Here is a 16,789-nt window from a genome sequence, read left to right on the forward strand (position 1 = left end):
GATTTAGGCCGCACCCTCCGACTGGGCAGCCGGATGTCTGTGCTGTCTGGGATTCCCGGGAGGCGTGAGGCATGGCCTCCCCTGCCTGCCAAGTCAGTTCGCCCGGGTCATTGTTTGGTTTCGCTGGTGGATGGCGTTCCTGATGCTGGCGCCTGCGCTGGGAATGGCTTTTGCCCGCCCCCATGCTCCGTCATGCTCGGCCTTGAGCCGAGCACCCACACCGCACCCATCAACAGCAGTGGCATGGATGCTCGGCTCAAGGCCGAGCATGACGGAGAGTGGCGTTAGCTTTCCCGCCGTACCCGCCGCCCGCGCGCGGTGATCCCCTCCAGGACGGGTTCAAGCCGCCTTCTCAACCACGGGCTCGCCCATCGCTTGCGGCTTGCCGAGCAGATACCCCTGCGCCTCGTCGCACTGCTCTTCCAAGAGCGTGTCGAGTTGCGCCTGGGTTTCCACGCCTTCTGCCAGCACCGGCACTTCGAGGCTGCGGCCAAGGGCCAGGATGGCGCGGACGATTGCTTTTGACTGCGGGCTGGTTTCGACCTCGGCCATGAAGCTCTTGTCGAGCTTGATCTTGTCGAAGGGGAAGGAGCGCAGCGTCTCCAGCGACGAATAGCCGGTGCCGAAGTCGTCGATGGCGATCGAAACGCCGAGCGCCTTGATCTGCCGCATTGTCCGCAAGGCCTTGTCCTTGTCGACGATGATCGAGCTTTCGGTGATCTCGATTTCGAGACGCCGCGGGTTCAGGCCGGTTTCCAGAAGGATCTCTGATATGACGGCCGCCATATCGGCGTGGCCGAGCTGGATCGGCGACAGGTTGACGGCGATCTTGTGGCTGTTGTTCCAGCTCGCCGCCTCGCGGCAGGCTTCCCTGAGCACCCATTCGCCGATCGGCAGGATGGCGCCGCATTCCTCGGCAAGGCCGATGAAATCCATCGGCGGGATGTTGCCGCGTTCATGATGCCGCCAGCGCAGCAGAACCTCGTAGCCGGTGATCTCGCCCGTCCGCACCGATTTCTGCACCTGATAGTGCAGATGCAGCTGGCTGCGGTCGATCGAGGCCCAGAGGTCCTTGGCGAGCGAGCGGCGGCGGCGCGCATGCTCGTCCATTGCAGCCTCGTAGAAGCAGACCTTCTGCAGCAAGGATTGTTTGGCGCGGTACATGGCAAGGTCGGCATTGGCGAGAAGGCCGTCGACGCCTGCGGCATCGCTCGGATAGACCGCTACGCCGAGGCTGGCGCCCGTCTTGATCTCGAAGCCATCGATCGTGACCGTCCCGGTCAGCGCGCTTTCCAGCCGCGCGATGAAATCGTGGAGCGCGCTCAGCTCATCGAAGCGCTTGGTCGCGGCGAACTCGTCTCCGCCGAACCGGGCGATGAACTCACCCTCCTGCCGCGCTTCGTCGAGACGCCGCGCCAGCTCGACAAGCACCTTGTCGCCGGTGCCGTGCCCGTGCTGGTCGTTGATCTCCTTGAACTTGTCGAGATCGATGCCGATGACGGCGACGTTGCCCCTCACCCGGTCGGCGATCATCATTTCCTCCGAGACGCTCTCGCCGAACTGCAGCCGGTTCGGCAGGCCCGTCAGCCCGTCATGCTTGGCAAGGAAAGCGACCTGCTCCTCGGATTTCAGGCGATCGGTGATGTCTTCGAAGGTGACGACCCAGCCGCCATTGGGCAGCATGTTGACATTCTGCTGGATGGATATGCCGCTCGGATATTTGTGAACCGCGCTGCCGGCGCCTGATCTGATCAGCGCCATGTTCCTGGTATAATGCGCCTCGGCCCGCGCGGCCGCCTCGCCGGGATCCTCCGTATTGGCGGCATAGCCGATGTCGACGATCTCACGGTAGCCCATGCCGGGACGCACCGATCCCTCGGGGAATTTGAAGATTTCCAGATAGCGTTTGTTGCAAAGCAACAGGCGCTCGTCCTTGTCGAACATGCAAATGCCCTGCCCGATATTTTCGAGCGCGACGTCGAGGTTGCGGGTGACCTCATCGATCCGGTCGGCATCCGCCTTCTGCTTGCTGTTGTCCTTGGTGATCTTGGCATAGCCGATCAGTTCGCCGGCCTCGTCATAGATCGGGTCGATGACGACATGGGCCCAGAAGGAGGAGCCGTCCTTGCGATAACGCCACCCCTGAGCCTCGAACTTGCCTTCGCTGCGGGCGGTCTGAAGTGCCCGCTGCGGCAGCCCCTTCCGGCGATCCTCCTCCGAATAGAACAGCGAGAAATCCTTGCCGACGATCTCGTCGGCGCTATAGCCCTTGGCGCGCTCGGCGCCGGCATTCCAGTTGCTGACCTTGCCATCCGGATCGAGCATATAGATCGCGTAGTCGGTCACCCCCTGCACCAGGAGCTTGAAGTTGCGCTCGGCCCCGGCCGTCTTTGCCTGCGAGCGCACGGCGAAGATGGCGGCAGCAAAACCCGCCGCCAGCAGCGAAAAGGTGACGGCGGCGATCGTCACCGCCATCAGCGCCGGCGAAAGAAGCATGGCGGGGTTGAGCGCCGTGATCCCGGGAATGACCGTTATCCCGGCCATTGCGGTGAAATGCAGGGCGACGACGCCAAGCGTCAGGAGAACCGTCGGCGCCAGCTTACCCAAAGTCGACCGGCCGCTCCGGCCGGCAAATCGAAAGGCAGCGACCGAAAACGCCACGCCGAGAACCACCGAGGCCGTCACGAAGCCCGTATCCCACGAGATTTCACCGGGGAATTCGATCGCCAACATGCCGGCGAAATGCATAGACCAGATACCGACGCCGAAGAGCACGCCCGCCAGGACGTTCGCCACCCATCTGTCATAGGCGATCTTGGCGGCAACCGCCGCCGTTGTCGCCACGATCGCGACCAGCAGCGAGACCAGCGTCAATCCGGCATGATAGCCGACGACGACACCGGGATCGTAGGCCAGCATGGCGATGAAATGCGTGGCCCAGATGCCGAAACCGCCCGCCGCCCCCGCTGTCACCAGCCACACCCACCGAACCGCACCATCGGACAAGGTCGCCCGATGCAGCAGAACGAGCGCGCAATGGCTGGCGAGAAAGCAGATCAGACCCGCAAGCCCGACCAGCGTGAGATCATGCTGCTCGGTAACGCACGTCAGAACGGTAAACATGGAAAAGGCCCTCGATTTCAGAGGGCACGCTAATCAGCGGTCGCTTAAGGAAGGTTGAAATGAATGGGGCGGCCGGGTGGGAAATGGGGTTGTTCGGGTGGGTTGTTCGGTGGGTTGTGGGATTAGGGTTTATGGTGGGTGTTTGGGTATGGTGAATGGAGTTGTTTGGTGGTCAGTCGGAAGGTAATCCGAGATGCGCTTTGCCAATCGTCGCTACCTCTGGCCCGCCATCGAGTCCACGCGTGCCGATGCTTTACTCAGCGACACCCAGTTTGGTTTTTGATTCACGCATGGTTGCGTTTGAGCTAGAATTACACCTGTAGATTCGGGGTTTAAGGGGACGAACGTGAACACACGAAAGGGCGAGCCTCAGGAACGAGCGGGCAGCATGGCGGTTTGGTGCGTGGCTAACGGTGACGTGTCGAACACCAAAATGGAGACGCATTTCAATTTTTGGCGGATAGCAGGCGATAGAGATTTCAAGGGCCGTCCAGAAAGTCCACCCAGAGATTTTCTGGAGATTGGTCTGTTACTCAAAAACCCGTCGCCGGTTCAACGAATCAACATATATTTGCCTGCTAATGTGGAGCGACAAGCAATTCAAGATGCGGGCGTCCAGTTAGCGCATACTTCGGTAGCGCAGGGTATCTTCAATGAAAAGCTTCAATGCGTAACGACACCTGCTCCCGCACGAATTGAACTCAAAAACGGCGAGACTCTGTTTTGTCGGGTTCACAAGTTCATCGAGGAAAGCGGCAATCTCGATAGTTCCCATCTTTCATTAGAGAAATTCTCTGATGGCACTTTACTGTCCGTTGAGAAAGCGGCCATTGAATCCGTCAGTCATGAGATAAGGCCCGACGAGCAAATTTATTTTCGACTGAGAGTTTATCTGCCAAGCGGAAAATCCAGCCCATTCATCCATGTGATAACGCCGCTTGACCGAAGATTTCAGAGCGGCTTCGAAGAAATCGAATATATTGATTTTCGGTTCAACGAACTTCGCACCTTGCCGCCGCAGGTAGAGAATAAAATCCGAGCTGAAGAGACCCATGGAAAGGTCAATATTAGCCTGGTTGCGTTCCTCACGGCATTTCCGGTGCACTCGGAATTGTCCGCTAGCAGTATCCAATGGCATAAGAACCGGCTTCTTGAACACGATCCGTGGAACGATTATGTGCCGAGCGGCATTCCGGGCGGAATGGTAGTTTACCATTGGAAGAAGGAGGCCAAAGACGGAAACGGGGTTGCGGACTTCTCATCATTTGTGAAACTTCACACACGCAGAAGCGATCGCAGGATCTTGCTGAGTTATTTAGTCGTCGCATTTCTGTTCGGATTGCTCGGCAATCTGGCTGCTTCCGGTATAAGTTCATGGTTTTCGGGTGAAAGTACGGCGAAGGCTGATCAAATCAAGAATACCACTCTCCTAAACAACAACTAAGGGACATTGCGGAAATGGTCGTCACTGAAGATAGAGCCGCGCCGATTTCGTCGCCGCTTACTGCTCAGCCCACGCCAAGCTTCCCACTTGTCAATCGCGAGCTGGAGACGTTGCGATTTATTCGTGGATTGTCGGAAGACTATCCCGACATCCAGAATTGGTATATCAGCAAAGTTGTACCAGGCCTTCGATTGGGAACGAGGTTTCTACTTCCCGTACATCGCAATGGGGAGTTAGTTGCTGTTGGGATCGCCAAGAACGATGGCCTTGAGCGAAAGATTTGCACTGTCCGTGTAGCACCACATCATGCCGGAAGGGGGCTCGGATTGAGAGTGTTCGACGGATTGCTGAAATGGCTAGACGACGACCAACCCGGCCTTACGGTCAGCGGTACCAAACTTCCCGCATTTGAGCGGATATTTGATTGGTACGGCTTTAAGTTTACGGGTGTTGAGAATGACGTTTATGTACGGGGCAGGCAGGAGTTCGGATATAATGACGCTATTTTCGCGAATAATAGCTTCAGTAACAAAATTTTAGAGCCCATTTATGATAAACCTTCCATCGCTCTAGCGAAATCAACTCGCTGATCGGCATCAACTATATATAGCGGGCACTCCAACGACTTTGAATACTCTTTGACGGCCTGCAATGCAACGGCCTGCAACCTTGTAATTTCGTCCGAGATACTATTTCCCCTGTCTCCCCTAGAAGTGCGCCGCCGCGATATAACCTCGGCGGCCGCTTCGACAAAAATCAGGCCGTTCGGCTCCATAGCCGCTATGATATCGACAGGGATAACAAAGTCTTTCCCGTCGGCGATTAGAAGGCTATGGGCGTCGAGGAGCATGAGTTTTGCTGAGGTGACGGTTCGACAAGCACGAACCGAATCTATAAGTAGGATTTGGCCACCCATGACGTCGTCAATCGAACGCGTACCGGCAGTATCGCGGTGAAGACGCAATAGATTGCTTGCTGAAAAATGAACGACGCCCTCGCGTGACTGCGCGTACTCGGCACATGTCGTAGTTTTCCCGACCCCGGAAATTCCAAAAACAATAATGAGTTTGGTGCCAAGCATTACCAGAAATCTAATTGTTCACATCGTCCGATTTTCTGTCTGTCTTCTTTCATATACATGTAAGACTGCGGAGGCGTGAAATTGTCGAGCACTTCTTTGGGATCGACATATTCTTCATACTCTCGAACTTCGCCGATTTTTAGTGCGTACGCTACCTTTCTGTCTGAGAAATACTGATCGAAAAAATCTTTCGTAATTCCGGAGCCGGATCGCGTCTTCTCCCATATCTCGTCAGGAGCATCCATCAATATTGTATCGATATCAAATTCGCCAACTATCTTGCCTACGGGCATAGTGCAATAAACCACGACAGTCGTTACATCCTTTCGAGCGAATACCTTTCTCCGAAACTCAAACGTTTTCACGCCTTTGAATATATTTTCAACGTGCTCCGGATTAATCGACAACAATACCTTCATGAACTTTCCCCAATTCGATAATCTTCTGAAATTGAGCCTCACTTAGAGGCTTCAAGTCCCAGCGCGGTTGTTCTGGAACATCAGCCAGTTCCATCAGATTGCCGCGCGTGATCCGCTTATTAAAGGCAACATTGTATGTCATCTTGACAGTATAGAGCCTGCCCCAAGACACGTACATGTCTCTTAACTCATCCTCAGTGAAGACGCTGTGCGGCTTGGTGTACTCAAGGAAGTCATCGATGGAAGCGAAATCTTTGCGGCGATGGGTTTCCTCCACAACGCAGATAGAGGTCGCAACCGAGCGATAATAAGCCGGGCCTTTGTCGTCCGACGTTCTGTACATTATGACCGCGTCACCCTTGTTCATCCGGGTGAGCGGCAACTTCGCGACATAAATTTTATGTATCGTATTCGTATATGAAACGTCCTGGACGATCTCCTTGGGCTCATTGTTCAGAATCGAGTCCGGAAGGAACCGGGAATGAAATTCGGGATATACGGCTAAGAGCCAGCGGTTTCGCTGCGAAAGCCTCATAAACGGATAGGACTTCAACATATCATGCGAATGTTGGGTCAGGGAGCGAGACAGGACCAATTCTACGCCATTTTTTGTCGTCTTGGTGGCGGTGTTCTCGAATCCATATCTCTTGAATAGCTCTATCAGGCTTTTGTGAACGTCGAAAACGGTAACGTAGATTCCGGTGGCACCGACATCCAATGCCGTGTCGAATATCTTCTTAATGACTCGCTCACCAAGCTTCGTCCCTTTGCCTTCAATTTTCAGCGTTCCTACTTTCAGCCAGTGACCGTCGGGCAAGTTGGGCTCTACGTCTGTCACTGCCCCATGCTCAGATTTTAAATAAATCATGCCACTAAGATGGTTATGCTCGTCCACCACAACATAAACGTCTTCTTCCGCCTTGCCGTTGAACCAAGTCGGAAATTCATCGTAGCCCCCCTTCAGACTATCGAAAAATGGATCATCAAGTGAAAGCTCTTTGAACTTTGTCAATAGTAGCGTTCGTGCCATGTCGAATCCCCCGCAAACCCCTCTCCTGCCGCAACCATGATTAATCGCGAGTCTATCGATCCAGCCTATAGCTGCATTAACTTGCACGACGCTTGTCCACTGAATATTGTCTCGTTCAGAGTGCATTCTTCTCATAAAGAAACGGGGCTATAAAACGAAAGGCATTGGAGCCGTACTCCGGCGCTTAGTCCAAGCGATGTATTCAGCTTCAAGTGAAGCATTTGAAATCCATCTTCTCTATGCACGAATTGCCTTCGGGAAATGTTGATTCCCATGGTTGCCGGCACGACGACTTTCCGGAATAGCGGCAACGGACAGCGCTACTGGCCGCCGCCGGCCTGGGACTCAGCCTTCACGCCCCCTCACCGCCCATGCCCTGGTATCGTGATCGGGATGCTGGTTGTTGCTCTGCTGGATCGCCGCGGCCCAGTCGGCGCCGTTGGTTTCGGTCGCACCGGTATTTTCCATGCCGGTGATTGTATCGAACCATGCCACCATGTTTTCGGTGCAGGTATTTGCATGCGGCGGGAAGGCGTTCGGATCGTCAAGCGAACCGATCATCAGGTTGGTGCGGCCGTTTTCGAGGTGGTGGAAAAACAATGGCGTGCCGCAATTGGCGCAGAAGCCGCGCTCGACAAGCTCCGAGCTCTTCCAGATGCCAGGCTTGCCGCGTGTCCAGGTGAGCGCATCATCGGGCGCGGCGACCAGCGCGGCAAAGATGTTTCCTGAGGCTTTCTGGCACATGCGGCAATGGCAGAGATGCGAATTGTCGAACATCGCGGTTGCGTGGTAGCGCACGGCACCACACTGGCAGCCGCCGCTGAGCCGCATCTCGATGCGTTTCATGTTTCTCCTCCTTCACCAGGTGGTTTGGGCTTAATCTCTTTTAGGTTGTCGTTTTTTGATCGTCCAGCCTGGCCGGAGATTGCAGTTCGGCGAATGCAAGAAGCAGCGTTGAAGCGTGTCCTTCGAGGCTCCGCCCTATGGGCTGCGCACCTCAGGATGAGGGAGGTTGGAGGGTGCCGCGCCATCATCGCAGGCATCAGAGGGTGCCGCGCCAGCGCCCAAGAGAGCCTCATCGCGAGGCGCGGAAGCCGGAGGCTGGAGCCTCGAAGGACGAGGCGGGTGCTCGGCGGCAGAGGGATGCAAGATGCAACGTTGGAGCATGTCCTTCGAGGCTTCGCCCTCACGGGCTGCGCGCCTCAGGATGAGGGAGGTTGGAGGGTGCCGCGCCCAATCAGGCGGTTGGAATAGCGTGGTTTGGTCTCGCCTGCTGTTACACCATCGCTCGCGCAGCCTCCGAGAGAGCCTCATCCTGAGGTGCCCCGCAGGGGCCTCGAAGGACGAGGCGGGTGTGACGGGGTCAGAGATTTCTCTCTCGAAGCGCGTCGACGATGACGGAGAAGGCCGGGAGGTTCTGCCGACGGCTGGGGTAATAGAGGTAATAGCCGGCGAATTTGGGGGTCCAGTCTTCGAGGAAGAGTTGGAGACGCCCGTCCGCGATATGCGTTTCGACATAGCTTTCCGGAACAAAGGCGATGCCGTGGCCTTGGAGGGCAGCGTGGACCATTTCGCGATCGGTGTTGAAGGTGAACTGGCCCTCCACCCTCACCCGGACCTCCTCGTCGTTCTTTTCGAACTCCCAGGCGTACAGTCCGCCCACCCGGTCGAGACGCCTGTTGATGCAGTTATGATGCATCAGCTCCTGCGGTGTCGTCGGCACCGGTCTTGTCTTGAAATAGTCGGGGGACGCGACGGCCACCAGCCGCCAGTCCGGGCCGATCCGCACCGCGACCATGTCCTTCTCCAGGCTCTCGCCGAGACGCACGCCGGCATCGAAGCCATCTTCGACGATGTTGCGGAAGCTGTTGTCGACGCTGAGTTCCAGCCTGATATCCGGATATTCCCCGAGGACGGGGGCGAGCTTCGGCCAGACCACGCTTTCCATCGCGTGGTTCGAAAGGGTGATCTTGACGGTGCCGGCGGGTTTGTCGCGATAGGCCATCAATGCCGCGATATCCGCCTCGATTTCGGAAATGCGCGGTGCAAGCGATTGCCGGAGACGCTCGCCGGCCTCCGTCGTCGCCACGCTCCGCGTCGTGCGGGTGAGAAGCCGCAGCCCCATGCGCGCTTCGAGTTCCTTGACGGCGTAGCTCAGCGTCGATTGCGCGACCCCGAGTTTCGCCGCGGCCCTGGTGAAGCTGCGCTCCTCCGCCACTGCCAGGAATAGCAGCAGCTCATTGAAATTCTCGCGGGCCACGGGGGATATCTCCAGTCATTCCGATCCGGTGCCATTAATAGCTGATTTCGATAAGTCCATGCAAATTACAACGACTAATCCGAGTTATCGAATGGTGCTATCCATCTCCCAAAGAATGAGACGGGCATTCCGCCCGGACAGGAGATGATTATGCTCGGCACCGTCCTTCGCGCCCCCGGCGATATCCGCTGCGAGGAAGTCGCGGAACCGAAAATCCAGAAACCCACCGACGCGATCATCAAGCTGTCGGCATCCTGTGTCTGCGGCTCCGACCTCTGGCCCTATCGCGGCCTTCAACCGATAAATGCCCCGCAGCACATGGGCCACGAATATTGCGGTGTCGTCGTCGAGGTCGGCAGCGAGGTAAGGACTGTCCGCCCCGGCCAGTTCGTCGTCGGCTCGTTCTGCCTCTCCGACAACACCTGCCCGCATTGCCGCTATGGCTTCCAGTCGTCCTGCGAGCATCGCGAATTCATGTCGGGCGCGCAGGCGCCCTATGCCCGGATCGCGCTTGCCGACGGCACGCTTGTGGCGACCGACACCATGCCATCCGACGACCTGATCCCCAGCCTGCTCGCGGCTTCTGATGTTCTCGGCACCGGCTGGTATGCGGCCGACGCCGCGCGGGTCACGCCGGGATGCACGGCGGTCGTGGTCGGCGACGGCGCGGTCGGCCTGATGGGCGTGCTCGCGGCCAAGCAGCTTGGCGCCGGCCGCATCATCGCCATGAGCCGCCATAAGCAGCGCCAGGACCTCGCACTCGAATATGGCGCGACCGATATCGTCACCGAGCGCGGCGACGAGGGTGTGGCCAGGATCAGGGAATTGACGGGTGGCGTCGGTGCGGACTCGGTGCTGGAATGCGTCGGCACCGAGGAGTCGATGATGCAGGCGATCAATGCCTGCCGCCCCGGCGGCTCGATCGGCTATGTCGGCGTTCCCCATGGCGTCAGTCTCGACGGACAGATGCTGTTCTTCGCACAGAAGAACCTGTTGGGCGGCCCTGCCCCGGTTCGCCGCTTCCTGCCGCACCTGATCGATCTCATCCTGTCGCGCAAGATCAACCCCGGAAAGGTCTTCGATCTCGAAGTGCCGCTCGCCGATGTCGCCCAAGGCTACAAGGCGATGGACGAGCGCTCGGCGATCAAGACGCTGCTGCGGATGTGACGTCCGGATTTCGGATCACACCGAGGACCCCGAAAACTTAGCCGTCCGAGATTTCGAAATCGACGACGCCGGCATGGCTTGTCGGCGCGACTCTGGCCGCCGGAACGGCGACGCGCAGCTGTCGCCCGGCGCCATGAACGCCCGCCTTGAAGGGACAGCCCGATGGACATCAACTACGACATGAGAATTGAAGCCAAGACGACGCCGTGGAGTGCGGTCATCTGCATGATGCTGACCTCCTTCGTGCTCGTCGCGTCGGAATTCATGCCGGTGAGCCTGCTGACCCCGATCGCCGACGAACTGGCGAGCACCGTAGGCCAGGCAGGTCAGGCGATCTCGATCTCGGGTTTCTTCGCCGTCATCACCGCCTTGTTTAGCAATGTGCTGTTTGCGCGCTTCGACCGGCGCCTGGTGATCCTCTGCTATACCGTCGTGCTCGTGGTCTCGGGTCTGGCGGTCACCTTTGCCCCCAATTACCTCATATTCATGGTCGGCCGCGCGCTCATCGGCGTGTCGATCGGCGGCTACTGGTCCTTGGCAACGGCGATCATCGCCCGCATCGCCTCCGGTCCCGACGTGCCCAAGGCGCTGGCCATGCTGCAAGGCGGCAGTGCGCTCGCCGCAGTGATCGCCGCCCCGCTTGGAAGTTTCCTCGGCAGCCTTGTCGGATGGCGCGGCGCCTTCTTCATCGTCGTGCCGATCGGCATTGTCGCGTTCATCTGGCAAGCTATCGCCTTGCCCCGAATGCCGGGCGGCCAAAGCGGATCGCTCGGCAGGACCTTCCGCCTGATGGGCAACCGCACCTTCGCCCTCGGCATGACGGCGATGATCCTGTTCTTCATGGGGCAGTTCGCGCTGTCGACCTATCTCAGGCCGTTTCTCGAAGACATCACCCATCTCGGCGTCAACGCGCTCTCGCTGGTGCTGCTCGGGATCGGCCTTGCCGGCCTCGCCGGAACCTCGCTGATACCCTCCGTGCTGCGCGCGCATATGGCCCACGTGCTCATCGGGTTTCCGGCGGTTCTGGTGACCGTGGCCCTGGCGCTCGTCGGCCTCGGTCCCGTGGCCTTCGCGACAGCCGGCCTGCTGCTTTTCTGGGGCTTGCTGACGACGCCGGTGCCGGCGGCATGGACGACTTGGATGACGCGGACGGTCCCGCACCATCTGGAGGAAGCCGGCGCCTGGTTTGTCGCACTCATTCAGTTTGCGATCACTTCAGGGGCATTCGCCGGCGGCCTGCTGTTCGATCATGTCGGCTGGTGGAGCCCGTTCGTGTTGAGTGCGGTGACTATGCTGGGTTCGGCGGTGACTGCGGTTGGCGTGACGCGGGCATCCAAGAGAGCCTCATCCTGAGGTGCCCCGTAAGGGCCTCGAAGGACGAGGCTGGCGCTCGGCGTCAGATGGGTGCAAGGAGCCGCGTTGCGGCGTGCTTCGAGGCTCCGCCCTCTCGGGCTGCGCACCTCAGCATGAGGGGCTTTGGAGGATGCCGCGCGGTAATCGCGGGCGCAGGAGGATGCGCACAACCTAAGCGAGAGCTTGCGCGATCCGCCGGGGCTTGACTAGATCTCCCCAATTTCACCCAAGCACTGTAGTAGCGGACTTGGATGAGAGGAATCTAGGATGTCGATCTTGCTAAGAAATCTGTCGCTGCTGGTTGGAATAACATTGGCGGTACCAGCCTTTGGCAATTGCTTAACCGCCAATGAGACCAAACAGGGCGTGCTGCTGACCAGAGAGGCGCCTTTCTATTCCGTATTCTACAAGCCGGACGGCCCGGGTCTCACCGAACAACGGCTGATGCAGCGCGACGGTTCGCTGCAGCCGGTGTCGGCTGCATATTTACACCCCTTGCTCGTCGAAAAGAGAGTGAGTGCCAGCGGAACGCATGAGCTGAAATACGCGAATGCGATTGCGTTGGACGATCTACCGCAGAAGAAGAACTGGCAATCCGACACCACGCTTTTCATCAATGGCAAAAAATCCGTTTCGGGCACGACTTTTATTAGGTTCGACGGCTGGGGAGAGGAAACGATTGCATCTTGTTCCTACAAAGTCTGGGCCATCAACAGCCGTCTGAAACTGACGGAATTGCCTCCGATTATTTTCGAACAATATTATTCCCCGAGCTTCATCTCGTTCTTCGTTCGGTAAGGCTAGGCCCCTCCAACCAACCGTTGAGCGAGGTTCGATTTGATCGGCTCCAAATCGGCTGGGGCAACTAGGGGACATTGTCCACTCGGAGGTGGAGATCGCCTGGACATTACCTCTTACGGCTTGTTGACTCACCCGCAGTTGAACAATAACTTGCTAATTTGGTCGTTGGGCTTGTCCTCACATGACGGATCAATTTCTTCAGCGTCGTCTCGCTGCCATCGTCGTTGCCGATGTGGTGGGATATTCACGCCTGATGGAGGCTGATGAAGTCGCAACGCTTGAGAACCTCAGGGAACTCCGTTCTGGCGTTATCGAGCCGGCTGTGATGCGCCACAACGGTCGCATCTTCAAGGTCGTGGGTGACGGCTTCCTTATCGAATTCGGCAGCGCGGTGGACGCAGTCGAAGCAGCGCTGGAAATGCAACGGGCCACCAAGACTGTCGAGGCTCCCGGAGATCGACGCCTACTTTTACGTGTAGGCGTCAATCTGGGAGATGTCATTGACGATGGTTCAGACGTCCTCGGCGACGGGGTCAATGTCGCGGCGCGCCTGGAGACGCAGGCCGCGCCGGGAGGTATCTGCATTTCAGCCGGCGTTCACGACGAGATCGTCGGCAAGATCGGCGACCGGTTCTTCGACGCAGGCGAGCGCTACCTGAAGAACCTGACTCGCCCCGTCCACGTGTGGCATTGGCCGGATGCGCTGGAAAGCATATTGCCGCTTCCCGACGGCCCCTCGATCGCTGTATTGCCGTTCACGAACATGAGTGGGAATGAAGCCGACGCGCCTTTCGTCGACGGCCTGACTGAAGACCTGATCACCGACCTTTCCCGTACGGCCGGCCTGTTCGTCATCGCGCGCAATTCCGTCTACGGTTACAAGGGCAAGCCGGTCAACGTAAAGCTGGTCGCCCAGGAACTCGGCGTCCGCTACGTCCTGGAGGGCAGCGCCAGACGCGCAATGGGCCGTGTCCGCATCAACGCCCAACTGGTCGACACGGCTGACGGCGGGCACTTGTGGGCCGAGAGGTTCGACAGGACGCTGGAAGATGTTTTCGAATTGCAGGATGAAGTCAACGCCAAGATTGTCGAAGCCCTCGTCGGCCGGCTGACCATCCCGACGCCGCGCAATCGGCCGAAGAACTTTGAGGCGTACGACCTGTGTGTGCGCGCCCGCCTGCTGACGGAAGTGTCGCCGCAAACCGAGCGCGAGGCCTATATGCTGCTCCAGCGCGCGGTCAAGCTCGAGCCATCCTATGCCGAGGCGCTCGGTCTGCTCGCCTATAACCGTTGGCTGGCCTGGACTCATTTCGGCGAGCCCGAAGATCCCAACCGTGAGATGGCGACGACATCAGCGCAAAAGGCAGTCGAGCTGGATCCAAACGATGCCGGCTGCCGTTACGTTCTGGGGACCATTCTGGCCTACGAGCGGCGATGGGAGGAATCGGAGGCCGCCTTCGCCAAGGCCCTGGAGCTGGACCCCAACCACGCCGACACCTGGGCCGCCATGTCTGATATCTCAGTGCTGGACGGCAGGGTTGCCGACGGACTGGCGCAGATCGAGAAAGCTCTGCGGCTCAATCCCCGTCCAGCCTGCTGGTATCTTTGTCATCTTGGGCAGGCGCAATACGCCGCGCGTGACTATGAGGCGGCAGCCGCTACACTCCGCAGGGAAGACACGTATCGTACCAACTCACGGAAATTCCTGGCGGCTACGCTTGCGCAGTCGGGCCAGCATGAGGAGGCGCGGCGAGAAGCAGAATTGTTCCTGATCGCCCACCCGCATTTCACGATCGGCCATTGGCTCAGCTCCCAGCCGCTGCGCGATGCATCTGTACGAGACCACTTTGTCGACGGCTTCCGAAAGGCCGGCCTGCCGGAGATGTGAATGTGTACAGCGCCCAGAGAGGCTCCTGGAGGTGCGCCCCGCAGGGGCCTCGAAGGACGAGGCGGGTGCGCCGCTGCCTCACCCCTCCAACTCCACAATCGCGCAGCCATAACCCTCAAGCTGCAGCCTGCCCGTTACCGGCTTCTCCCCATCCAGCAGGTCCCGCCCGGCCGGCACGCCGCCGATCGTCGCGGGCTGGTCGGTGTAGTTCTGCACGAAGAGCAGCCGCCGCTCGTCGTTCATCCGCATCGTCACCTCCACACCCTCGGGCAGTCCGCCGACCAGCGGTTCGATATCGGCCTGGGGGAAGAGGCGTTCGGTCAGCGCCTCGGTCAACTCAGGCGTGAGATAGGTGCCGAGATAGACCACCTGGCCCTTGCCGACCTTGCGGGCGGTTGCCATCGCCTGTCCCTCGGCATAGCGGTTCGACCAGGCGGCGATCACCTCGACGTCGCTGTCGACCGTCAGGTTTTCATAGAAGTGGCCGGCGGTGATTTCGCGGTTGCCGAGTTTGAAGCGGCGCTGGCGGCGCTGGGATTCGGCCGGCTTGTTCGGCGGGATGACGAGACCGCCGGAGCGCTCCATCACATCGAACAGGCCGTTGGCGCCGGGAGCGGTCAGACGGCCGAAATCTTCGACGCGCACGCCGGTCAGTTTTGACAGCGCGGTGCCCGGCGCGGTCTCGCGGATGACGTGGTTGTCTTCGTCGCGCGTGCCGGTGCGGGCGCCGATGACGACGGTGCCGCCCGAGGCTGCGAAGGCTTCGAGCTTTTCCGTCCATTCGTCCTTCCACATCACCCAATGGGGGACATAGAAGAGCTTCAGCCTGGAGAGATCGTCTTCGGGATGGATGAAGCCGCAGGCGATGCCGCGATCATAGCAATATTGATGCAGCAGGATCGCATCGTCCTGTGGGCTCGGCAGGCCGATCGGATAGGTCTTGTGGGCTTCCTGATTGTCGAAATCGGAGCCGGCGATGCCGACATCCATGCGCACATAGGTGCCGAGGATCTTCGGCTGCAGCGCGATCATCTCGGTCGCGAAGCGCTTGGCCTCCTCATAACGGTGGCGGCCGATATCGTCATGGTCGATGATGCCCATCCAATAGATCTCGGCGCCGAAATGGGCCGGGCGCCAGCGGAAGAACATCAAGCCATCGGCCCCGTGGGCGACGGAGGAGAGCGCCATGCGGCGCAGCTCGCCCGGCTCCGGCGTCAGCGTGCAGAAGCCCGGCTGGCTGCCGAAACCCGATTGCTGCTCGGGCACGATGTAATTGCCGGAAAAGCCGCGGCAGATATCGAGGTGCAGCGCCTGCACCTTGGCGTGGTTGCCGAGCCGCTGGAACTCGTCATAGAGCATCGGATAGATGTCGTAGCCGACGAAATCGAGATCCTTGCTGAACTGGCCGCGGAAATCGATATCCCGGAGGCCGCCGAGATTGTGGAAGACGAACCAGGCGGGTTTGACGGCTCTGAGGATTTCGACCTGGTCGTGCTGGAAGCGCGCGGTGGAGAAGGCGAGGAAGCGGTGATAATCCTGCAGATGGCCGGGGCTCGGGAAGGTCGGGCCGAACTCGATCGGCAGCACCACCTGATCGAAGCCGTCATAGGCCGTCGCCCAGAAATCGCCGCCCCAGGCGCGGTTGAGCTTGGCAATCTCGCCGTATTTATCGGCGAGGAAGGCTTGGAATTCGCTGAGCGTTGCCTGGGAAAAGCTCTCCGGCATGCTGGTGTTCAGCTCGTTGTCGGTCTGCCATCCCACAACATGCGGATTGTCGCGATAGTGCTCGGCCATCGCCTGGGTGATGCGCCGGCTGTGCTCGCGAAACACCGGGCTTGCCGTATCGCAATGCTGGCGCGAGCCGTGGCTCATCGGCCGGCCCTTGCCGTCGACCCTTAAGATTTCAGGATGTGCTGCGGTCAGCCAGCGCGGCGGGGTGGCCGTCGGCGTGCATAGGATCGTATCGATGCCGTAGCGCCCGAGCATTGCGATGGCCCGGTCGAACAGGTCGAAATCGAAAGTGCCGCGCTTCGGCTCGAGAATATGCCAGGCGAATTCGGCCATGCGCACCACGTTGAAGCCGGCCTTCGCCATGCGCTCGGCGTCGCGCTCCCAATAGCTTTCATCGACATGCTCGGGATAATGCGGGGCGCCGACGAGGAAACGGTCGGTCTTGACGGGGTTCCATACGGAGAGGGTCTTGTCGGACACGGGGATGGTCTT

12 protein-coding genes and 1 pseudogene are annotated in these 16,789 nt (G+C 59.1%); 6 read left to right on the plus strand and 7 right to left on the minus strand.

Annotated features, from left to right (window positions below):
• Positions 1–339: 339 nt before the first annotated feature.
• Entirely contained in the window at positions 340–3,123 is a 2,784-nt protein-coding gene (locus CO657_RS12110; protein ID WP_054183370.1) for a bifunctional diguanylate cyclase/phosphodiesterase, read from the minus strand.
• A gap of 346 nt (positions 3,124–3,469) precedes the next feature.
• On the opposite strand from CO657_RS12110, the gene CO657_RS12115 reads away from it, so the two are divergent.
• Positions 3,470–4,567 (plus strand): hypothetical protein, encoded by a 1,098-nt coding sequence (locus tag CO657_RS12115; RefSeq protein WP_128715548.1) that lies wholly within the window; start codon positions 3,470–3,472, stop codon positions 4,565–4,567.
• Between the two features lie 14 nt (positions 4,568–4,581).
• Positions 4,582–5,157, plus strand: coding sequence for a GNAT family N-acetyltransferase (locus CO657_RS12120; protein WP_128715549.1), 576 nt, complete (start codon positions 4,582–4,584; stop codon positions 5,155–5,157).
• Here the strand turns inward: CO657_RS12120 and CO657_RS12125 are convergent.
• From CO657_RS12125 to CO657_RS12145, 5 genes are all read right to left on the minus strand, one after another.
• Positions 5,115–5,648 carry an AAA family ATPase gene (locus CO657_RS12125; RefSeq protein WP_054183369.1) on the minus strand — a complete coding sequence of 178 codons (534 nt, stop codon included), beginning with the start codon at positions 5,646–5,648 and terminating at the stop codon, positions 5,115–5,117. The two genes, CO657_RS12120 and CO657_RS12125, sit on opposite strands and share 43 nt — an antisense overlap.
• Positions 5,648–6,067, minus strand: coding sequence for an ASCH domain-containing protein (locus CO657_RS12130; RefSeq protein WP_054183368.1), 420 nt, complete (start codon positions 6,065–6,067; stop codon positions 5,648–5,650). Before CO657_RS12130 ends, CO657_RS12125 begins: the two co-directional genes overlap by 1 nt.
• A complete protein-coding gene (locus CO657_RS12135; RefSeq protein ID WP_054183367.1) occupies positions 6,045–7,097 on the minus strand; it encodes an EVE domain-containing protein in 1,053 nt (350 codons plus the stop codon). Before CO657_RS12135 ends, CO657_RS12130 begins: the two co-directional genes overlap by 23 nt.
• Positions 7,098–7,442: 345 nt before the next feature.
• Positions 7,443–7,943, minus strand: a complete 501-nt coding sequence (locus CO657_RS12140; RefSeq protein WP_054183366.1) for a GFA family protein — start codon at positions 7,941–7,943, stop codon at positions 7,443–7,445.
• Positions 7,944–8,460: 517 nt separating this feature from the next.
• Complete coding sequence (locus CO657_RS12145; RefSeq protein WP_054183364.1) at positions 8,461–9,357, minus strand: LysR family transcriptional regulator; 897 nt, start codon at positions 9,355–9,357, stop codon at positions 8,461–8,463.
• A 150-nt stretch (positions 9,358–9,507) separates the two neighbouring features.
• On the opposite strand from CO657_RS12145, the gene CO657_RS12150 reads away from it, so the two are divergent.
• From CO657_RS12150 to CO657_RS12165, 4 genes and pseudogenes are all read left to right on the plus strand, one after another.
• Positions 9,508–10,524 carry a zinc-dependent alcohol dehydrogenase family protein gene (locus CO657_RS12150; RefSeq protein ID WP_054183363.1) on the plus strand — a complete coding sequence of 339 codons (1,017 nt, stop codon included), beginning with the start codon at positions 9,508–9,510 and terminating at the stop codon, positions 10,522–10,524.
• A 162-nt stretch (positions 10,525–10,686) separates the two neighbouring features.
• Positions 10,687–11,877 carry an MFS transporter gene (locus CO657_RS12155; RefSeq protein ID WP_054183362.1) on the plus strand — a complete coding sequence of 397 codons (1,191 nt, stop codon included), beginning with the start codon at positions 10,687–10,689 and terminating at the stop codon, positions 11,875–11,877.
• Between the two features lie 267 nt (positions 11,878–12,144).
• Positions 12,145–12,746, plus strand: a pseudogene (locus tag CO657_RS12160) (hypothetical protein).
• A 113-nt stretch (positions 12,747–12,859) separates the two neighbouring features.
• Positions 12,860–14,566 (plus strand): adenylate/guanylate cyclase domain-containing protein, encoded by a 1,707-nt coding sequence (locus CO657_RS12165; RefSeq protein WP_054183360.1) that lies wholly within the window; start codon positions 12,860–12,862, stop codon positions 14,564–14,566.
• 78 nt (positions 14,567–14,644) lie between these two features.
• Here the strand turns inward: CO657_RS12165 and CO657_RS12170 are convergent, their stop codons facing one another.
• Positions 14,645–16,777 (minus strand): beta-galactosidase, encoded by a 2,133-nt coding sequence (locus tag CO657_RS12170; RefSeq protein WP_054183359.1) that lies wholly within the window; start codon positions 16,775–16,777, stop codon positions 14,645–14,647.
• Between the last annotated feature and the right edge of the window lie 12 nt (positions 16,778–16,789).

It is taken from the genome of Rhizobium acidisoli (assembly GCF_002531755.2).
GTDB classification, from domain to species: Bacteria; Pseudomonadota; Alphaproteobacteria; order Rhizobiales; family Rhizobiaceae; genus Rhizobium; species Rhizobium acidisoli.